Annotated in this window: 19 protein-coding genes; 8 read left to right on the forward strand and 11 right to left on the reverse strand. The window is 61.8% G+C overall.

The features are described 5' to 3' along the window. Positions 1 to 82: 82 nt before the first annotated feature. Genes EE36_RS13190 through cysG form a run of 5 tightly spaced genes read right to left on the reverse strand, consistent with a single transcriptional unit; the run spans position 83 to position 4,625 of the window. Positions 83 to 496, reverse strand: a complete 414-nt coding sequence (locus tag EE36_RS13190) for a DUF934 domain-containing protein (RefSeq protein WP_005853018.1) — start codon at positions 494 to 496, stop codon at positions 83 to 85. After that, positions 493 to 1,281: a phosphoadenylyl-sulfate reductase gene (locus EE36_RS13195; protein WP_005853020.1), complete on the reverse strand. Its 789-nt coding sequence runs from the start codon at positions 1,279 to 1,281 to the stop codon at positions 493 to 495. Before EE36_RS13195 ends, EE36_RS13190 begins: the two co-directional genes overlap by 4 nt. Further along, positions 1,271 to 2,935: a nitrite/sulfite reductase gene (locus tag EE36_RS13200; RefSeq protein WP_005853021.1), complete on the reverse strand. Its 1,665-nt coding sequence runs from the start codon at positions 2,933 to 2,935 to the stop codon at positions 1,271 to 1,273. Before EE36_RS13200 ends, EE36_RS13195 begins: the two co-directional genes overlap by 11 nt. Then, positions 2,935 to 3,231, reverse strand: coding sequence for a DUF2849 domain-containing protein (locus tag EE36_RS13205; RefSeq protein WP_005853022.1), 297 nt, complete (start codon positions 3,229 to 3,231; stop codon positions 2,935 to 2,937). Before EE36_RS13205 ends, EE36_RS13200 begins: the two co-directional genes overlap by 1 nt. Then, entirely contained in the window at positions 3,231 to 4,625 is a 1,395-nt protein-coding gene (gene cysG, locus EE36_RS13210; RefSeq protein WP_005853024.1) for a siroheme synthase CysG, read from the reverse strand. Before cysG ends, EE36_RS13205 begins: the two co-directional genes overlap by 1 nt. A gap of 141 nt (positions 4,626 to 4,766) precedes the next feature. Between cysG and EE36_RS13215 the strand changes: the two genes are divergently transcribed. Next, positions 4,767 to 5,228: an Lrp/AsnC family transcriptional regulator gene (locus tag EE36_RS13215; protein WP_005853026.1), complete on the forward strand. Its 462-nt coding sequence runs from the start codon at positions 4,767 to 4,769 to the stop codon at positions 5,226 to 5,228. A gap of 24 nt (positions 5,229 to 5,252) precedes the next feature. On the opposite strand, the gene EE36_RS13220 is transcribed toward EE36_RS13215, so the two are convergent. Continuing rightward, positions 5,253 to 6,437 (reverse strand): cytochrome P450, encoded by a 1,185-nt coding sequence (locus EE36_RS13220; RefSeq protein WP_005853028.1) that lies wholly within the window; start codon positions 6,435 to 6,437, stop codon positions 5,253 to 5,255. Between the two features lie 71 nt (positions 6,438 to 6,508). Here EE36_RS13220 and EE36_RS13225 point away from each other — a divergent pair, with 71 nt between their 5' ends. From EE36_RS13225 to EE36_RS13245, 5 genes are all read left to right on the forward strand, one after another. Further along, positions 6,509 to 8,275, forward strand: a complete 1,767-nt coding sequence (locus EE36_RS13225; RefSeq protein WP_005853029.1) for an ATP-binding protein — start codon at positions 6,509 to 6,511, stop codon at positions 8,273 to 8,275. Next, complete coding sequence (locus EE36_RS13230; RefSeq protein WP_005853032.1) at positions 8,272 to 9,501, forward strand: sigma-54 dependent transcriptional regulator; 1,230 nt, start codon at positions 8,272 to 8,274, stop codon at positions 9,499 to 9,501. Before EE36_RS13225 ends, EE36_RS13230 begins: the two co-directional genes overlap by 4 nt. A gap of 248 nt (positions 9,502 to 9,749) precedes the next feature. Next, positions 9,750 to 10,751, forward strand: a complete 1,002-nt coding sequence (locus EE36_RS13235; RefSeq protein WP_005853033.1) for a DctP family TRAP transporter solute-binding subunit — start codon at positions 9,750 to 9,752, stop codon at positions 10,749 to 10,751. Positions 10,752 to 10,863: 112 nt separating this feature from the next. After that, positions 10,864 to 11,544, forward strand: a complete 681-nt coding sequence (locus EE36_RS13240; protein ID WP_005853035.1) for a TRAP transporter small permease — start codon at positions 10,864 to 10,866, stop codon at positions 11,542 to 11,544. A gap of 4 nt (positions 11,545 to 11,548) precedes the next feature. After that, positions 11,549 to 12,925 carry a TRAP transporter large permease gene (locus tag EE36_RS13245; RefSeq protein ID WP_005853037.1) on the forward strand — a complete coding sequence of 459 codons (1,377 nt, stop codon included), beginning with the start codon at positions 11,549 to 11,551 and terminating at the stop codon, positions 12,923 to 12,925. Positions 12,926 to 13,024: 99 nt separating this feature from the next. Here the strand turns inward: EE36_RS13245 and tpiA are convergent, their stop codons facing one another. From tpiA to rimK, 5 genes are all read right to left on the reverse strand, one after another. Beyond that, positions 13,025 to 13,774, reverse strand: a complete 750-nt coding sequence (gene tpiA, locus EE36_RS13250; protein WP_005853038.1) for a triose-phosphate isomerase — start codon at positions 13,772 to 13,774, stop codon at positions 13,025 to 13,027. Positions 13,775 to 13,873: 99 nt separating this feature from the next. Beyond that, on the reverse strand, positions 13,874 to 14,218 hold the full coding sequence (locus tag EE36_RS13255) for an iron-sulfur cluster assembly accessory protein (RefSeq protein WP_005853040.1): 345 nt from the start codon (positions 14,216 to 14,218) through the stop codon (positions 13,874 to 13,876). Between the two features lie 138 nt (positions 14,219 to 14,356). After that, positions 14,357 to 15,568, reverse strand: a complete 1,212-nt coding sequence (locus EE36_RS13260) for a glycerophosphodiester phosphodiesterase family protein (RefSeq protein ID WP_184582287.1) — start codon at positions 15,566 to 15,568, stop codon at positions 14,357 to 14,359. A 126-nt stretch (positions 15,569 to 15,694) separates the two neighbouring features. After that, positions 15,695 to 16,057, reverse strand: coding sequence for an SUF system Fe-S cluster assembly protein (locus EE36_RS13265; protein ID WP_005853043.1), 363 nt, complete (start codon positions 16,055 to 16,057; stop codon positions 15,695 to 15,697). 86 nt (positions 16,058 to 16,143) lie between these two features. Beyond that, complete coding sequence (gene rimK, locus EE36_RS13270; protein WP_005853045.1) at positions 16,144 to 17,526, reverse strand: 30S ribosomal protein S6--L-glutamate ligase; 1,383 nt, start codon at positions 17,524 to 17,526, stop codon at positions 16,144 to 16,146. 229 nt (positions 17,527 to 17,755) lie between these two features. On the opposite strand from rimK, the gene tgt reads away from it, so the two are divergent. Next, the gene (gene tgt, locus EE36_RS13275; RefSeq protein WP_005853046.1) at positions 17,756 to 18,883 is read left to right on the forward strand and encodes a tRNA guanosine(34) transglycosylase Tgt; all 1,128 of its coding nucleotides are present in this window, start codon (positions 17,756 to 17,758) and stop codon (positions 18,881 to 18,883) included. Positions 18,884 to 18,988: 105 nt separating this feature from the next. Next, the gene (locus EE36_RS13280) at positions 18,989 to 20,086 is read left to right on the forward strand and encodes an alkene reductase (RefSeq protein ID WP_005853048.1); all 1,098 of its coding nucleotides are present in this window, start codon (positions 18,989 to 18,991) and stop codon (positions 20,084 to 20,086) included. The last annotated feature ends 109 nt before the right edge of the window (positions 20,087 to 20,195 follow it).

Here is a 20,195-nt window from a genome sequence, read left to right on the forward strand (position 1 = left end):
ATCTACGCGCGGATCGCGGCACGCAGCCTTTCTCTAGGGGAAGGGAGGGGGCAGGGAAAGCATCTTGGGGCGAAAACCCCGATCAGCCGCGCAGACGCGCCTGATAATTATGCTCTTGCCAGTTTGCACGGGCCAGCCATTGGTCCTGCGGTTGACGCGCGGCCAGATCATCGGGGATCTCGACCTCGTCAAAGCCCGACCGGCGCGCCATGGCGTATTGGTCCGCAATCACATGACCATGCGCCCGCAGCCGCCCGGTGTAGCCACGCAGACGCAGTTGGCGCGCGATGGTAAAGCCACGCCCGTCGGCCGAGCTGGGGAAGGCCACGCGGATCATCGAGATCGCACCATCCACAGGGATCGTTTCCGGCTGCACGTCAGAGGGGACGTCAAGGGCGGTCGCACCCGCCTCTACGCCTTCAGCAGCATCGAAGGGGGCGTAGGGCGTGGCGAAATCATCCGCCACAAACCCCTGATCATTGATCAACTGTGTCATGTCTTTGCTCCTGTGCGGACCATCTTGCCATCGACAAAATGGATGCCGCATTCTTCTTTTTCAATGTTTCTCCAGCGGCCGGCGCGGGGGTCTTCGCCCGGTTTTACCTTGGTGGTGCAGGGGGCGCAGCCGATGCTGGGGTAGCCTTGGGCCACCAGCGGGTGCCGGGGCAGGCGGTTCTCGTCGATATAATCCGACACGTCTGAGGCCTGCCAATGGGCCAGCGGGTTCACCTTGATCCGCGCAGGCGCATCGGCGGGGGTTTCGACCTCGAAGAACGGCAGGCTGGCGCGGGTGCCGGACTGGAACCGCTTGCGCCCCGTGATCCAACCGTCGAATCCCTCTAGCGCGTGCTGCAGGGGCACGGTCTTGCGGAAGGCACAGCAGGCGTCCGGGTCGCGCAGATGCAGCGTCCCGTCGGGGTCTTTCTCTGCCACGTCCTGCGCCCGGATTGTCTGCACATTGCGCAGCCCCAACCGTTCGCTCAGCTCTTGCTGATAGACCAGCGTTTCAGCAAAGAGCATCTCTGTGTCGATGAACAACACCGGCAGATCGCGTTTCACCATAGAGGCAAGGTGCAACAAGGCGACGGATTCCGCCCCGAAGCTTGAGACAAGCGCCAGATTGGGCACGTTGTCGATCGCGGCACGCAGCACGTCGGTGGCGCTGTGATGGCGCAGGCCATCGTTCAGCTTTTCCACCTGACGGGTCAGCGCTGCGACGCGGTCCGGCCCTTCGGGGAGGATTTTTTCCCCATTTGGAAGTGTCAATTGATCACGCGGCATTGGCTTGTGCTTCCGGGTAGAGGACGGCCTTGAACGGGGCAAGACCGAGGCGACGATAGGTTTGCAAGAAGGTCTCGCCCGCGTCGCTACGCAGGTCGAGGTAACCTTTTACCAACCGTTCAATCGCCGGAATAATGTCGTCGGCGGAAAAGCCCGGACCGGCGCGCTCTCCGATGGCGGCGTTTTCGGTGCCGTCACCGCCCAGAGTGATCTGGTAGTTTTCGACACCGGCGCGGTCGAGCCCGAGAATCCCGATGTGGCCCACGTGGTGGTGGCCGCAGGCATTGATGCAGCCCGAGATCTTGATCTTGAGCGGACCGACATCGTGTTCCAGCTTCAGCTCGTCAAAGCGGGTCGCGATTTCCTGGGCAATCGGGATCGAGCGGGCTGTCGCTAGCGCGCAGTAGTCCATGCCGGGGCAGGCGATGATATCGCTGATCAGGCCGATATTGGCCGTGGCAAGGCCGACCTCTTTCAACGCCGCGTGCAAGGCGGGCAGGTCGCCGCGGTGCACATGGGGCAGGATCACGTTCTGCTCGTGGCTGATGCGCAGTTCGTCATGGCCGTATTCGGCCGCCAGCTCGGCCATACGGTGCATCTGCTCGGCGGTGGCGTCGCCCGGGGTCTTGCCATGGGCCTTGAGGCTGATCGACACGATCGCGTAGGACGGATCGCGGTGGTCGGTCAGGTTGGTGTCGGCCCAGCTTTTGAACACGGGATCGCTGTCATAGGACGCAGTATAGGCGTCCGTCGGGGCGGTCTTGAACGTCGGGCTGGCGAAATCCGCCTCGATCCGCGACAGCATCTGCTGGTCGACGCCGGTGAACTGCGGACGGATCAACGCATAGCGGGCGTCCACCCGTGCGCGGATGTCGTCGATGCCGTTCTCATGCACGGTGATCTTGATTCGCGCTTTGTACTTATTATCGCGCCGGCCCAACAGGTTATAGACCGAGACAATGGCCTCGAGCGTGGGCAGCAGATCTTCGGAACTGACGAAGTCGTAAAGCACCTTGCCGATCATCGGGGTCCGGCCAAGGCCGCCGCCGACGATGACTTGATAGCCGATCTCGCCGTCTTTCTCGACGATTTGCAGGCCGATATCATGGGCCTTGATCACCGCACGGTCATGGGGCGCGCCAGAGACAGCGACCTTGAACTTGCGTGGCAGGAACTGGAATTCGGGGTGGTCGGTGGACCACTGGCGGATCAGTTCGGCCACAGGGCGCGGATCGGCGATTTCATCCGCGGCGGCACCGGCGAAATGGTCGGCGGTCACGTTGCGGATGGTGTTGCCGCTGGTCTGGATGGCGTGCATGTTCACTTCGGCCAGCGCGTCCAGCATATCGGGGACATCACGCAGCTGGGGCCAGTTGTACTGGATGTTCTGGCGCGTGGTAAAATGGCCGTAGCCCTTATCCCATTTGGCAGCGATATCGGCCAGCTTGTGCATCTGGCGGCTGCTGAGCGTGCCATAGGGGATCGCGACCCGCAGCATATAGGCATGCAGCTGCAGATAGAGCCCGTTCATCAGGCGCAGAGGCTTGAATTCATCCTCGGTCAGGGAGCCATCGATGCGGCGTTCGACCTGTGCGCGGAACTGTGCGTTGCGTTCGGCGATGAAGGCATCGTCAAATTCGGTGTAGCTGTACATTATTGAACCTCCTGCTTGCCGTGGGTGTAGTTGCTTGGACCCTTGGCGCGGAATGCTTCGCGGAAATGCGATGGCTTGGGTGTGTCTGTGCTGGTGTCGACATCGGCCAGATAGGCCCCGACGGTCAGGTCAGCTTGCTGGATCGCATCGATCAGACGCACATCGGCGACGGCCTCGTCGGTCAGGACTTCGGCCTCCTCGAGTTTGCGGGTCCAGCCGGTGGCGGTCTGGTAGATCACGTCGCCTTCCAGCAAGGCATTGGCGGTGACGACTTTGGGGGTGAAGGGCTTGGCCATTATGCCATCTCCTCTTGAAACAATTCGGTGGTGGCGCGGGCGGCGGCACGGGGTGCCAGCCCATAGAAAGTCAGGGCGGGGCCGGTCAGATTGGCCGCGTTCAGGTCGGTGGGTAGACGGTCCAGCGTGGTCTCAACAATCCGCTGATCCGCGCGCGAGGCGTTTTCGACCAGCGTGACAGGCGTGCTGCGATCGGCCCCGTGCATCAGCAGGCGGCCTTGGATGAACCGCGCGGATTTCTTGCCCATATAGATCGCGGCGACCTCGCCCGGGCGGGCCAAAGCGGCCCAATCATGATCGGCGAACCCTTTCATGTCATGGCCGGTCAGGAACCGGACAGAGGCGTTGCGCCCGCGTTTCGTCAGGCTTTGCCCGATGGTCGCGACGGCGGCAGAGGCGGAGGTGATCCCCGGCACGATGTGCCAGCCGATGCCATGGGCATCCACGGCGTCGATCTCTTCGTCAAGGCGGCCAAAGATGGTGGCGTCGCCGGATTTCAGACGGACCACCTGGGCCCCCGCTTGTGCGTGTTCGACCAGCAGATCGTTGATGGTTTCCTGCGCGGTGGAGGGGCCGAAGCCTTCCTTGCCCACGTCGATCATCAGCGCCTCGCGGCGGGCGAGTTCGAGGATTTCGGGGCTGATCAGCCGGTCGTAAATCACCACATCGGCCTCGTCCAATGCGCGGCGCGCCTTGAGGGTCAGCAGTTCGGGGTCACCGGGGCCGCCGCCGACAAAAGCGATGTGACCGGCGCGTGCGGCGCGGGACTGGTGGTCGAACAGCAGCGTGTTCAGCGCGTTTTCGACGGCGGCCTTGCCATCCGCTACGGCGCGGGGGCCGGCGGCAAAGTAATAGTCACGCCAGAAGTCGCGGCGCGGGCGGCCAAAGGGCAGGGCGTCGGCCATCTTGCGGAAACCCTTACCGATCCGCGCCAGCGTTCCCAGCGTTGTGGGCAGGCGTTCTTCCAGATCGGCCTTGATCGCACGGGCCAGCACGGGGGCCGCGCCTTCGGTGCCGATGGCGATGGTCACGGGGTCACGGTCGACGATGGCGGGGGTGATAAAGGCGCTGTCGTGCAGATTGTCGACGATATTGACCAAGGCCCCTTCGGCACGCGCAATCGCGGCGGTGCGGGCGTCTTCGGTTTCGTCTTCATCGGCAGCGTAGAAGAGTTTCGCACACAGCACATCGCCGTGCCGCAGGGCGCGGGTGTGCAGCGTCAGACGACCCGCATCGGCCCATGCCGCGATCTCGGGCGCGGGGGTCGAGGCGAAGACGCTGATCTTGGCTTCGGTCTTGAGCAGCAGGCGCAGCTTGGCCAAAGCCGCTTCGCCACCGCCTGACAAGACGATGCGCTGGCCCTTGGTGGACAGGTAGATTGGGAAATGATCCATGTGGTTCGGTCCTTGCGCTTAGCTTGAGCTCTATATAGGAAATAATTCCAATAAGGCGCTAGGTGTCTGGGGATATAAGGACGCACGTTCCATTCAGCCGCGCAAACAGAACAACAGACCACAGAGTGAAGGAAAAGCAGAATGGACGTTCGGATCGATGACGTGGACCGGAAAATTCTAGCGCAGTTACAACGTGATGCCAGCCAGTCATTGGACGATATCGCGCGCGAGGTCGGCAGTTCCAAGACCCCTGTGTGGAACCGGATTCGTAAACTTCGCGAGGCAGGGGTGATCGGGCAGCATACGGTTGTGCTGGATGCAGAGGCGCTTGGCTTCGAGGCGTGTTTCTTCGTGTTGATCCGTACGTCGTCCCACGAGGCCGACTGGCAGGCGGCGTTCCTCAAGGCGCTGAAAAACCGTCCCGAAGTGCAAGAGGCGCATCGGCTGGCGGGGGACATCGACTATATCCTGAAGGTCCGCGTCAAGAACGCCCGCGCCTATGATGCCTTTTATCAGGCGCTGATTTCTGAGGTCCGCGTGCACAACGTCACAGCGCTGCTGTCGATGGAAGAGATCAAATCTACCACGATGCTGCCGCTGTAACGCCGTGTTGCGGGGAGGCGCGACTTAGATCGTCACCATCAACCGTTCCAGCTTGTGGAAATGGTAGGTATTGGCAAAGCGCGGTGCTTCGGCCAATTGCAGGTTCGGCGCATGGTCAAAAAGCGCACGCAACGCGATCTGCATTTCCAGCCGGGCCAGCGGCGCGCCGACGCAGAAATGCAAACCACCGCCAAAGGCCGCGTGGGCCTTGGCCGGACGGGTCGGGTCGAACACATCGGGCTGGTCGTAAAGCGCGGGATCGCGGCCCGCGGCCCCCAGCACCAGTGCAATTTTGCGGCCCTTTTCCAGCATGACATCGCCCAGTTCGATATCCTCGTAGGCGAAACGTTCAAAGACATGCAGGGGCGGGTCGTAGCGCAGGATCTCTTCAACGGTGGCGTTGATCGCATCGGGGGCGAGGGCGCTGGCGGGCGTGTTATTTTCGAGCAAGCAGGCGATCCCGTTGCCAAGCGCGTGTACCGTCGCCTCGTGCCCTGCGTTCAGCAGCAGGATACACGTGCCGATCAGCGCATCCGTGCTCAGTTTTTCGCCGTCTTCTTCGGCGGCGATCAACTGGGTGATCAGGTCGTCACGCGGGTCTTGGCGACGCTCATTGACATAGCGGCGCAGGAAGGCGGTGAAATCGGCGGCGGCGGTATTGGCGGCCTCTTCGGTCGCGCGGGTCCGGCCGATCTGGTAGACGGCGACCATATCATTGGACCAGCGCAGCAGGTCGGGCCACATATCCTCGGGGACGCCAAGCAGCCGCGCGATGATGCGCACGGGCAGCTGGGTGCAAAAAGCGGGGATCAGGTCAAAGGCCTCGCCCTTGGGCAGGTCGGCCAGCAGGGCTTGGGCGATCTCTTCGATCTCGGGGGCGAGACCGGCAATCCGGCGCGAGGTAAAGGCACGCAGCACCAACCCGCGCAGACGGGTGTGGGTTGGCGGCTCTAGCTCGAGCATCGATTGGTCTTCCACCGCATAGAAGTCGCGCATGTGATCGGGGGTGGGCTTGCGCTGGTCGGCAGGGGTCTCGCGGCCCAAACGGCGGTCACGCAGCAAGGCCTGCACCGTCGCCGCATCAAAAGCGGCCATCATCCCGTAGTCTTGCCAGAACAGCACGGGGCCCTGCGCACGTGCGCGCGTGTAGGCAGCATAGGGGTTTTGGACGAAGTCGGGATCAAGCGGGGAAAGGTTCAGTGTTTTCATGGGGCCTAGCAATAGCTGCGGCTCTGGTCTTTGCAAGCGGGTCTGTGCCAAATAACGCCATGACCTCCGGAATGCGCCGCCGCGTCGCGACCTTTGTGCTGTTTCTGATCACCGTGTCGGTCCTCTCCGGCGGGGTCTGGCGCTATGCCTACTTGCAAGGGCTGGATCAGCTTCGCGCGCGGGGGCAGGCGGATCTGTCGCTGGTCAGCGACCGTCTGGTCGGGCAGTTGCAGCGATACCGTGATCTGGCGGTGTTTCTGGCGGATCACCCGCAGGTGGCACAGGTGCTGGACCGGCGTCCGGCGGTCGAGGCACAGGCGTTTTTGCAAGAGGTCGCGGATAAGACCACGGCGCTGGATGTGCAGGTGCTTGACCGATCCGGCGATGTGATCGTCGCGGCACTTGGCGCGGAAGCGGTGCGGGTGCCACGGGCGGATCAACGCTTTGTCCAGCGGGCCTTGCGCGGTGCGCTTGGCTGGGGGCACGGCCCCGCCGCGCCCTTGACCGACCGCGCCTATTTCCACGCCGCCCCTGTATTCGCGCCCGACGGGCAGGTGCGCGGCGCCGTTGTGGTGTCGACTGATCTGAACGGCATCGATTATGACTGGCGCGGCAGCAATCCGGCGGCGTTCTTCACCGACACCGACGGGGTCGTCCAGATCGCAAACCGGTCAGAGCTGCTGTTCTGGGCGCGTCCCCGTGCGGCGCAGGGGCTGGTGCCGCCGGATGGTGCGGCGTTGGATTTCGCGGTGTCTGACGTGCGCGGCCACGAGATCTGGCATATGGGCTGGGGGCCGTATCTGCCCGACGCCGCCTTGCATCTGACCCGCGCCTTGCCGGTGGTGGGGATGACGGGCGAGGTGCTGCTGGATATCGAGGGCGCGCAACGTTTGGCACGGGCACAGGCGGCGGCGGTGGCAGCGCTTTGCCTTGCCTTTGGCGCGCTGCTGTTTCTCGCGACCGAGCGCCGCCGCGCCCTGTCAGAGGCGAATGCGGCGCTTGAGCGGCAGGTCGCCAAACGCACCGCCGCCCTGAACGCCAGCAACACCGAATTGCGCCGCGAAGCGACCGAGCGGGAAGAGGCGCAGGCCGCCCTGCGCCGCGCGCAGGCGGATCTGGTGCAGGCGGGCAAGCTGTCGGCGCTTGGCCAGATGTCGGCGGGCATCAGCCACGAGCTGAACCAGCCGCTGATGGCGATCCGGTCCTTTGCGGAAAACGCGGTGCAGTTCCTTGAGCGTGACCGCCCCGACAGGACGGCTGAAAACCTGACCCGCATCTCGCAGATGGCCGACCGGATGGCGCGGATCATCCAGAACCTGCGGGCCTTTGCGCGGCAAGAAAGCGTGCCGCAGACCCGCGTCGATGTGACCCGCGTGGTCGCCAGCGCGGTGGAGCTGACCCAAAGCTATCTGCGCGACGCAGGCGTGACCCTTGACTACCAGCCCGCCAATGCCCCCGTCTGGGTGCGCGGGGGCGAGGTGCGCTTGGGGCAGGTCTTTGTAAACCTCATCACCAACGCCGTCGATGCCATGAGCAGCAGCGACACCAAACGTCTGAGCATCACAATCGATCCCGCCGACCCCGTGCGGGTGCAGTTCCGCGACACGGGTCCGGGGATCGAGATGCCGGACAAGGTGTTCGACCCGTTCTACACGACTAAATCCGTAGGCGGCGGTGCCGAGGGTGCGATGGGGGGCATGGGGCTGGGGCTGTCGATCAGCTATGGGATTGTGCAAAGCTTTGGCGGGAGGATCCGTGGCACCAACCTTGACGCGGGCGGTGCGATGTTCTCTGTCACGCTGGAACGCGCCGATACGGGCGAGGAGGGGCAGGCATGAGCAGAACCGTTCTTTTGGTCGATGACGATGCCTCTGTCCGCGAGGCGCTGGCTCAGACGCTGGAGCTTGCCGATATTGATGTTGTCGCCGCGGGGTCGTTCGTGGCTGCCAAGGATAGGATTACCGAACGGTTCGATGGCATCATCCTGTCGGACATGCGCATGCCCGGGCGCGACGGGTTTCACCTGCTGGCCTATGCCCATGAGCAGGACCCCGATCTGCCGGTGATCCTGCTGACAGGCGAAGGCGACATCCCCATGGCCGTGCGCGCGATGGAGGCTGGGGCCTTTGATTTCCTTGAAAAACCCTGCGCCCCCGCCGCGCTGGTCACTGTGATCGAACGCGCACTGAAAACCCGCGCGCTGGTGTTGGAAAACCGTCGGCTGCTGCATATCGTGGAAACTGGCGATCCGGCGGCGCGGATGATTTTCGGGTCGTCGGATCTGTCAGAACGGCTGCGCGACAAGGTGCGGCGCGTGGCGCAGGCCAATGCCGAGGTGCTGGTCACCGGCCCGTCGGGGTCTGGTATTTCGAAAGTGGCAGAGGTGATCCACCTATCCTCGCGCCGCTCCAAAGGGCCCTTCGTCAAACGTGCTGCCGCGGGGCTTAGTCCCGATGATGTGACCGATGCGCTGCACGCCGCCTCGGGCGGGTGCCTGTTTCTGGACGAGGTCGCGCAGCTTCCCGCGCAGACCCAGCTGAGCCTGATCGAAGCGCTTGAGCAGGTGCCGGATGTGCGTCTCATTGCGGGCAGTGCGCGGGAGCTACAGTCTTTGGTGGCCGAAGGGCAGTTCCACGCGGATCTCTATTACCGGCTCGAGGTCATGACCGTGCGCATCCCGTCGCTGGCCGAACGCCCCGAGGATATCGCCACGATGTTCCGCCGCTACGTCGATCAGGCGGCAGAGCAGTCGGGCGTGCAGCCCCCCGAAGTGACGCCGCAAATGATCGCGGGGCTGATGGCGCGGGACTGGCCCGGCAACGCGCGCGCGCTGATGTCAGAGGCGATGCGCTTTGTCATGGGGGTCTCGGACGAGGTGACGCCGGATGCGAACCTCGGGCTGGCGGACCAGATGGCACAGGTGGAACAATCCCTGCTGCGCGCGGCCTTGCGCCGTGCCGAGGGGCAGGCGAGTGCGGCGGCGCAGGCGCTGAAACTGCCGCGCAAGACCTTTTATGACAAGCTGGCCCGCTACGGGATTCGGCCCGAGGACTTTCGCAGCTAGCCTGTGCGGATTTTCGCACAACTGCGCTGCACGCTGTGCGGTTATCCGCACAGGCAGCATGCAGCGCGTTGGTATATAACCTTAACTAAATGCACCAACGCTTTGATAAGTAATATGTTTAACGCGATCTTGATCTTTCAACCTCTCTTCCTTGTGAGGACGGCGAAATAACGCTCTAGTAACGCCACCGCATTTGGAACGACCGGATGCCGAGACTTGAAAAACAGTTCTCTGGGAGGAGACATCACATGAAATTCCTGACAACCACTCTGGTGGCTATGACCCTTTCCGTAAGCGCCGGTGCTGTTGCCGCGGCGTGCGACGATGGCGAAGTCGTCATCAAGCTGAGCCACGTGACCAACACAGACCGTCACCCCAAAGGCATCGCCGCTTCCTTGCTGGAACAGCGCGTCAATGACGAGATGAACGGCAAAGCCTGCATGGAAGTGTTCCCGAACTCCACGCTGTACAACGATGACCAGGTTCTTGAGGCGCTGCTGCAAGGCGACGTTCAGATGGCCGCGCCGTCGCTGTCGAAGTTCGAGCAGTTCACCAAGCAATTCCGCATTTTCGATCTGCCCTTCATGTTCAAGGACATCAACGCTGTAGACGAGTTCCAGAACTCCGAAACCGGTGTTGCGATGAAAGAATCCATGACGCGCCGTGGCCTGCTGGGTCTGGCGTTCTGGCACAATGGCATGAAGCAGATGTCGGCGAACAAGCCGCTGAACGTGCCGTCGGATGCCAATGGTCTGAAATTCCGCGTCCAGAACTCTGACGTGCTGAAGGCCCAGATGGCGGCAATGGGCGCATCGCCCCAGCCGATGGCCTTCTCGGAAGTTTACGGCGCGCTGCAAACCGGCGTTGTCGACGGTCAGGAAAACACCTGGTCCAACATCTATGGCCAGAAGTTCTTTGAGGTGCAGGACGGGACAACCGAAACCAACCACGGTGTTCTGGACTACATGCTCGTGACCTCCACCGACTGGTGGGACAGCCTGGACGCCGATGTGCGTGACCAACTGGCGACCATCGTTCAGGAAGTGACCGACACCCGCAACGCGGAATCGTCCAAAGTGAACGCCGAAGCCAAACAGGCGATCATCGATGCCGGTGGTGTGGTCCGTGAACTGGACGACGCGCAGCGCGAAGCCTGGGTCACCGCGATGAAGCCCGTCTGGGAAGAGTTCACCGCAGACGTTGGTCAGGAAAACATCGACGAAGCCCAAGCGATCAACGCCAAGCACTAAACCCTGTTCTGCCCCGTCTGGCGACGGACGGGGCATATCACTTGCGTTAGGCCCCGACATGCCCCGCGGCGTGCGGGCCTGATCCACTCTCCTCTCACAGCGGAGCATTCCCATGTCACATGGTGTTCAATCTCATTCTGCGCTCGGGCGCATTGTCAACGAGCTTGAGGAAACGGCGATTGCCATCATCCTTGGTCTGATGACGCTTATCACCTTTATCAACGTCGTCCTGCGCTATGGTTTCAACACCGGCATTATCTGGGGGCTTGAAGCGGTGACCTTCCTCTTCGCCTGGCTGGTGCTGTTTGGCATGAGCTATGCGGTCAAGGTCACGGCGCATCTGGGGGTGGACGCGGTCGTGAACCTGTTTTCGCTGCCCAAACGCCGTGTGCTCGCGCTGGTTGCGGCAGCGATCTGCGTGGTCTACGGGGCCTTGCTGATGAAAGGCGCGTGGGATTACTGGGCCCCCTTCGCGGGGCTGGACGCCACCACGGGCCGCTGGTTCCCCACAGGCTTTGCAGATAGCCGCGATCAGGCGTGGTATGAAACCGTCGATATCCCCATGCCGGATTGGCTGCGCTTTATCGAGCCGATCATGAACGAGGGCGAAACCTACGGCAAACTGCCACGGTTCATCCCCTATTTCATGCTGCCCTTCGGCATGGCGCTGCTGTTGTTCCGTTTCATCCAAGCCGGTGTGCGTGTCTTTACCGGACAGGCCACAGCGCTGATCGTCAGTCACGAGGCCGAAGATGATATCGAAGCCGTCAAACACATGAACGCGGAGTCCTGAGCGCATGGAAGTCCTTATCCTATTTACCATGATCGTCGGGCTGATGTTGCTGGGCGTTCCGATTGCCGTCAGCCTTGGCTTCTCGTCGATCGTCTTTCTGCTGGTGCTGTCCGACAGCTCGCTTGCGTCCATCGCGCAGACCTTCCTTCAGGCGATGGCGGGGCACTATACGCTGTTGGCGATCCCGTTCTTCGTGCTGGCGTCGTCCTTCATGTCGACGGGCGGTGTGGCCAAGCGGATCATCCGTTTCTCTATCGCGCTGGTCGGACATTTTCCGGGTGGTCTGGCGATTGCGGGTGTCTTTGCCTGTATGCTGTTCGCCGCCCTATCGGGATCATCGCCTGCGACAGTGGTTGCCATCGGGTCCATCGTGATCGCGGGGATGCGGGAAACGGGCTACACCAAGGAATTCGCCGCCGGTGTCATCGCCAACGCGGGCACCCTCGGCATCCTGATCCCGCCGTCCATCGTGATGGTTGTCTATGCCTCTGCCACGGATGTCTCTGTGGGCCGGATGTTCCTTGCGGGCGTTATCCCCGGTCTGATGGCGGGCACCATGCTGATGCTGACCATCTATATCATGGCGCGGGTCAAGAAGCTGCCACAGGGCGAATGGCGCGGCTGGGGCGAGGTCTTTGCTTCGGGGCGTGAAGCGGGCTGGGGGCTGATGCTGATCGTGATCATCCTTGGCGGTATCTATGGCGGTATCTTTACCCCGACCGAAGCCGCTGCGGTGGCCGCTGTCTATGCCTTCTTCATTGCGGCCTTTGTCTATCGCGATATGGGCCCGCTGCACGTCGAAGGCGAGGGGCGCAACCTGTCGCTGATGCGCAAGCCCTTGGCGCTGGTCACTGTCTTCTTCCACCGAGATACCCGCGATACGCTGTTCGAGGCCGGCAAGCTGACCGTCACCTTGATGTTCATCATCGCCAACGCGCTGATCCTCAAGCACGTGCTGACCGACGAGCAGATCCCGCAGCAGATCTCTGCCGCGATGCTGAGCGCCGGCTTCGGGCCGATCATGTTCCTGGTCATCGTCAACGTGATCTTGCTGATTGGCGGGCAGTTCATGGAGCCGTCGGGCCTGTTGATCATCGTCGCCCCGTTGGTCTTCCCCATCGCGATTGAACTTGGCATCGACCCGATCCACCTGGGGATCATCATGGTGGTGAATATGGAAATCGGGATGATCACCCCGCCAGTGGGTCTGAACCTCTTTGTGACCTCGGGCGTGGCGAATATGCCGATGATGAATGTGGTCAAGGCCGCGCTGCCCTTCACCGTGGTGCTGTTCATCTTCCTGCTGATGGTGACTTATATCCCGGTCATTTCGACCTGGCTGCCGACCCTGATGATGGGGCCGGAGATCATCACCCGCTAGGGCGAGACATTACGAGAGAAACGAAAAAGGCGGCGCACCCGATCGGATGCGCCGCCTTTTGTGTATGTCATGCCATGAGTTTATTTAGCAAAATGAAGATCAGGTGGCAGCGAGCGCCTGAAAGATCGGGACGAAATCAGCGGCCCTAAGGCTCGCCCCGCCGATCAGGGCACCGTCCACGTTATCGACTTTGAAGATCTCTGCCGCGTTGTCCGGTTTGACCGAGCCGCCATACAGCAGCCGCAGCGCATCGCTGACATCCGTGCCAAAGCGTTCGGCCAGTGTTGCGCGGATGAAGTCATGCACCTCGACGATCTGGTCAAGCGTCGGGATTTTACCGGTGCCAATCGCCCAGATGGGTTCATACGCGACGACGGTATTCTCGCCGGTGCAGCCGTCGGGCAGGGAGCCTGCAAGCTGTTCGGCGATGACATCCAGGGTGGTGCCCGCGCTGCGATCCGCCTCGCTTTCGCCGATGCAGATGATGGCGGTCAGCCCCGCGTCCCAAGCGGCGCGCGCCTTGGCCGAGACATCGGCATCCGTTTCGCCATAGGCATCGCGGCGCTCGGAATGGCCGATGATCACATAGGTCGCGCCGACCTCCTTGATCATCGAGGCCGAGATGTCGCCAGTGAAGGCACCTTTCGGCTCTGCGTGGCAATCCTGCGCGCCGATGCCAACGGGGGTGCCTTGGGCTTTCGTGACCGCTGGCAGAAGGTAGGGGGCGGGCGGGCAGATCACCGCCTCTGCACGGGTGCTGTCCATTGCAGCGGCCACATCGGCCAACATGTCCAGACCGGCCAGCGTGCCGTTCATCTTCCAGTTTCCAGCGGCAAGCTTGCGGCGCATATGCATATCCTTCATGTGGTTTTTCAAAGGGATACCAGCGCCACCCCGACAGGGCAACGGCAAGCTGCGGTCACGCCCCGCCAGCGCGGCGCGATACCGTTAGCCGAATTTGATGGATTCGCCGCAGCCGCAGGCTTCGGTCACATTGGGATTGCGGAACTTGAAGCCGGATTCCAGCAGCGAGGTTTCATAATCGATCTCGGTGCCGAAAAGGAACATCTGCGCCATTGGCGCGATCATCACGCGCGCGCCGTCCTGTTCGACGACCTCGTCATTGGCGTCGGCCTCGTTCACATACTCCATCGTATATTCCATGCCGGCGCACCCACCCTTCTTGATGCCGATGCGCAGACCGGCATGGCCGGCGGACGTCATCAGCTTGGTGATCTGATTGGCAGCTTTGGGGGTGATGGTGACGGCTTGCTTGCCTGGGATTGCGAACATGCTGAATACTCCTGTTACCGACAAGATAAGGGCTTTGGCGGGGTTTCTCAAGCGGGGGGATGCACAATAGCGAAAGGCCGCCCCCGAAGGGACGGCCCATGTCGTCACGCGCGATTGCGCCGGATCAAACCCCGTAGGTTACAGACCCATGCAGTTGGCATAGTAGGTGACGGTCGCGGGCCAGTCAGAGAAGACCCCCTTGACGCCAGCGTCCTGTGCCAGCACGTCCAGCGCGACCAGATAGTCGCTGTCGTCGGTGATGATGTCGCCAACGGATTGGAAATACCAGCCACCGCCCGTGGACAGCGGACCGGAGCGTTCGAGCGTCCAGGCGATCAGGTTCAAACCGGCTTCGCTGGCTTTCTTGGCATAGTCAGAGGCGGCCAGAGCGCCGTCTTTGTTGGTCAGCAGCATGTTCAGCGACGGGGCCAGATATTGCACGCCTTGCTCTTTCAGCTGGGCAAAATCCTGTGTCCAGGTGCTGGGGTCCTGTTCGTCGAAACCTTCGCTCCATTCCACGAGATAGACGGCCTGTTTGCCGAACTCGGGCTCTGCCTTGATCCAGTACAGCACGTCATCCAGGTTGAACGACTGCGCCCAAACGTCCGAGGCAGGGATGCCCGCGGCTTTGTATTCGTCGATCATCTTCTGCGCATAGTCTTCCTGGCTGAAGCCGTCATGGGGCATCTCGACCGAAGGGGACTTGAGCTCGGGGGTGAATTTCGCGCCGAGGGATTTGAACAGCTCGATCGATTCCGCGTGGGTCATCAGATCGGCACCGTCGCTGTACAGCTGGGTGCGGAAGCTAGCCACGCCGCCCTGATAGTCTTCGGCGGTGGTGGCGGTGGCGTCGGCGCTGTCCATCTTGGGCGTCAGGGTGCGGAACTCTGCCAAGGTGATGTCCGAGGTGCGGCATTCCGCGCTGGCACCTTCTTCGCCCGCAGCCGCGGTGAAGCCGGTGGTGCATTTCTCGGCCAGATCGGAGACGAGGATATTGGTGGTGGTGTGCAGATCGTTTTGCGCATGACGGCAGACCAGTTCGTGATCCGCGGTAAAGGTCACGTCGCATTCCAGAATGCCTGCACCCTGACGGGCGGCGGCAACGTTTGACTGAACGGTATGCTCAGGGAACATCAGCGGCGCGCCGCGGTGCCCGATGGAGAAATCGGATTTGGACGCGGTCTGGCCCATGCAGGACGCCAGCTTGTCCTTGAGGTCGCCATCGGGAAGCTTGTCCACCAGATAGGCAGGACGGGCACCGTATTCGACAGGGACGGGGGTGCTGTGGGCGTCGGCCAGCAGCGCGGTGGGGGCCAAAGCCAAAGCTGTAAGGGCAGTAGTTAGTCGCATGATCGCTCCAAATAAAATCATCTGGCAGCGGTGTGGCTACCCTATGTTACAATGATGCGACCATTGCGTGAAACTCATGTAAAATCAACCGGGACGTGAAATGCGCCCCGGTTTCAGCCTATCGGCTTACATGAAGCCCAGTTCAAGACGGGCTTCGTCAGACATCATATCCATGCCCCATGGTGGCTCCCAGACCAGTTCCACATCAACGGTTTTCACGCCGGGCAGGGGTTCGACCGCATCGGCGACCCAGCCGGGCATCTCGCCTGCGACGGGGCAGCCGGGCGCGGTGAGGGACATCTTGATGTTGACCTCGTTTTCCGCGTTGATGTCGATCGTGTAGATTAACCCCAGCTCATAGATATTCACTGGAATCTCAGGGTCATAGACGGTGCGGCAGGCTTCGGTGATCTGCTCGTACAGCGGATGATCCGTTGACGAGGGCGCAATCAGAGGGGTGCCTTCAAGAGGTTGTGTGCTGTCGGTCATCAGGGCCTCGCTCCTTTTTCTTATCGTTTATATAGGGATTGCAGCGGGCACCGTCCAGAGGGCGGACCCGCGATCCAGTGCGGAAGCTACGCTTTGCGCTTGCGCACCGGCTGCGGCTTTACCCGCGCTTCGATCATATCATAGACCATGCCGACGATATCCTTGCCGGTGGCTTTCTCGATCCCTTCGAACCCGGGAGAGCTGTTGACCTCAAGCACCTTTGGCCCGCTGTCCGACCGCAGCAGATCCACACCGGCAGTGCCCAAACCAAAGGCCCGTGCCGCACGCAGGGCGGTGTCGCGTTCAACCTTGGTGATGCGCACGACCTGAGCGGTGCCGCCGCGGTGCAGGTTGGAGCGGAAATCGCCATCCGCGCCGGTGCGCTTCATCGCGGCCACGACCTTGCCATCCACCACAAGACAGCGCAGATCCTCGCCCGCGGCTTCCTTGACGAAATCCTGCACAAGAAAGTTTGCTTTGAGCCCGCGGAAGGCATCAATCACGGATTCCGCGGCCTTCTTGGTCTCGGCCAACACCACACCTTTGCCTTGGGTGGATTCCAGCAGTTTCACGATCAGCGGCGCGGTGCCTACCAGCGCCATGAGGTTCGACGTGTCCTTGGGCGAGGCAGCAAAAGCGGTGGTCGGCATGCCGATTTTTTTCGACGCCAAGACCTGATGCGCATGCAGCTTGTCGCGGCTCGACAGGATACCGGCAGAGCCGTTGACGCAGTAGGTCCCGATGGTTTCGAACTGCCGGATCACCGCGCAGCCATAGGGCGTGACCGAGGCGCCGATCCGCGGGATCACCGCGTCATAGCGCGGCAGACGTTTGCCATCGTAATGCACTTCGGGGGCCATGGCGTTGATCGCCATATAGCAGCGGGTGGTGTCGATCACTTCGACAGTATGGCCACGGGCCTCGCCGACTTCGACCAGACGCGAGGTGGAATAGTTGCTGGCTTCACGGCTCAGCACGGCGACCCGCAACGCGCGTTTGGGCGCGCGGTGGCGCACAGCGGCGGTATGGTAGACGTCATAGCTCAGATCCGGTTGCAACCGTTTCTCGGTGGGCGAGATGGTGATGTGATCTGTCAGCGCCTGACGGCCCAGCAACATGCGGCTGGTCATGCCCGCACGGTTGGTCAGGGTCACGTCAATGGGCCAGCTTTGGCCTGCGACATCCATCTTGGTCGAGATGACATAGCGCAGCTCTGCCTCGCCATTCGACGAGGTGACCTCGCGCCGGTCAATGATGGGCGCGGAGCAGGTGATGGTGATGTCTTCGTTGCCGGCCACAGGATGCACGTTGAACCGGACCTTGGGCTTGGACGCGGGGCCAAAGACTTCGATGTCATGGGCATGCAGCGCTGATGTGCGCGCGCCGGTGTCGATCTTTGCCTTGATCGCGGGAAGCCCCAATTCGGGAAGGGCGACCCATTCTTCCCAGCCAAACGTCAATTCTTGCATGTCACGCACTCCGGCACAGCTAAATCTCCCGCCGCCTAGCAGGTCGCCCGCGTCTACTCAAGCCACGACACGGGCTTCCAAATGGCATAAATCCCGGGGTCCGGGGCAGCGCCCCGGCGGTTCCGGCTGGACATAGCGCAGATTTACGGTGCTTCCATGACAGCCTTGTGGAACGCGCGGCTAAACTGCGCGATTGCGCCTATGCGGGGGACATCTTATAGCCGCAGTCATGAAAAAATTCTCGTTCGATCTTCAGGCCCGCGATGGTGCGGCGCGTACCGGTGTTATCTCTACCCCGCGGGGCGATATTCGCACGCCGGCCTTCATGCCTGTGGGCACGGCTGCCACGGTCAAGGCGATGATGCCCGAAAGCGTCGCCGCAACCGGTGCGGACATCCTGCTGGGCAATACCTATCATCTGATGCTGCGCCCCACTGCCGAACGGATCGACCGTTTGGGCGGGCTGCACAAGTTCATGAACTGGGACAAGCCGATCCTCACCGATTCCGGCGGGTTTCAGGTGATGAGCCTGTCAGGGCTGCGCAAGCTGACGGAAAAGGGCGTGACCTTCAAAAGCCATGTGGACGGGTCGAAACACGAACTGACCCCCGAACGGTCGATGGAGATTCAAAAGCTGCTCGGCTCCGATATCGTCATGTGCTTTGACGAATGTCCCGCGCTGCCTGCGGATCGCGCGCGGATCGCGGAGTCGATGCGGATGTCGATGCGGTGGGCCAAGCGCAGCCGCGAGGCTTTTGGCGACCGTCCGGGCCATGCGCTCTTTGGTATCCAGCAGGGCGGTCTGGAACGTGACTTCCGCGAGGAAAGTGCCAAGGCGCTGATCGACGTGGGCTTTGACGGCTACGCTGTGGGCGGCCTTGCCGTGGGTGAGGGGCAAGAGGCGATGTTCGGCTGTCTCGACTTCGCCACCGATATGCTGCCCGTGGATCGGCCGCGCTATCTGATGGGGGTGGGCAAGCCGGATGATATCGTCGGGGCCGTGGCCCGCGGGATTGATATGATGGACTGCGTATTGCCCTCACGCTCTGGCCGGACGGGGCAGGTGTTCACGCGTCACGGCGTTGTGAACATCAAGAACGCACGCCACGCCGATGACCCGCGTCCGCTGGACGAAGCCTGCACATGCCCGGCGTGTTCAAACTACAGCCGCGCCTATCTGCACCATGTGTTCCGTAGTCAGGAAATGATCTCGGGGATGCTGCTGACATGGCATAACCTGCATTATTTCCAGGAAATCATGGCGGGTATGCGCGACGCGATTGCGGCGGGGACATTTGACGCCTGGCAGGCTAATTTTCATAGCCAGCGTGCCCAAGGCGACATCGACCCGCTTTAGGAAAACTCTGCGGTGAATGGAATAAACCTTCCGCCCCGTCCTTGCGATGACGGGGCGGAAGGTTAGGTGCTGTAGACAAGAAACAACACCGCAAAGGAGTTTTCCATGACCGAGGCATTATTCACCCCCTTGAAGGTCGGTGGGATCGAGGCCGCGAACCGCATTGTGATGGCCCCGCTGACCCGCAGCCGCGCTGATGACGACAGTGGCGAAGTCGGCGATATGCACGTCGAATACTACGCACAGCGCGCCGGTGCCGGGATCATCATCACCGAAGCGTCCCAGATCAGCGCCGAAGGCAAAGGCTACATCAAGACCCCCGGCATCTACACCGAAGGGCAGGTTGCTGCCTGGAAAAAGGTGACGGACGCGGTGCACGCCAAGGGCGGCAAGATCGTGATCCAGCTGTGGCACGTGGGCCGGATCAGCCATGTGGACATCCAGCCTGACGGACAAAAGCCCGTCGCCCCCTCGGCCATCGCGGCAGAGGTGAAGACCTTTACCAAAGACGGTATGACCCCGACATCTGAACCGCGCGCCTTGGAGTTGGACGAGATGCCGCGCATTGTCGCCGATTATGTCCACGCAACCAAGATGGCGCGCAAGGCAGGCTTTGACGGGGTCGAGGTCCACGGGGCGAACGGCTATCTGCTGGACCAATTCCTCAAGACCTCAAGCAACAAACGCGATGACGCCTATGGCGGGTCGGTCGAGAACCGCGCGCGGCTGCTGTTCGAAGTGCTGGACGGTGTCGTAAACGCATGGGACGGCGATCACGTCGGCCTGCGCCTGTCGCCTTTCTCGCCTGCGAACGGCATCGCGGATGATAACCCGCAAGAGACGTTCACCTACGTCGTGGATGCGCTGAACAAATACAATCTGGCCTATCTGCACATGGTCGAAGGCTCGACCGGCCAGTCGCGCGATCTGGATAGCGGCGAAGACCTTGGCAAGCTGCGGTCGCTGTTCAACGGCGTCTACATGGCAAATAACCTTTATGACCGCGACATGGCGATCGATGCCGTGGCCAGCGGCAAGGCTGATCTGGTGGCCTTTGGCCGGCCCTATATCGCCAACCCCGATCTGGCAAAACGGCTGGAACTTAACGCACCGCTGAACGAGGGGGATACGAAAACCTTCTATGCCGGTGGCGAAGAGGGCTATACCGATTATCCCTTCCTCGAAGAGGTCGCGGCAGAGTAAGCTCGTTAAACGCGAAAAAGCACATTTCCGGCCCGTTTTTTGTCATTCGGGCCGGTTAACCATGGTTCTTGGCGGTTTTCGCGGATAATCATACGATCCGCGCTTGTCT

It is taken from the genome of Sulfitobacter sp. EE-36 (genome assembly GCF_000152605.1).
Taxonomy (GTDB): Bacteria; Pseudomonadota; Alphaproteobacteria; order Rhodobacterales; family Rhodobacteraceae; genus Sulfitobacter; species Sulfitobacter pontiacus.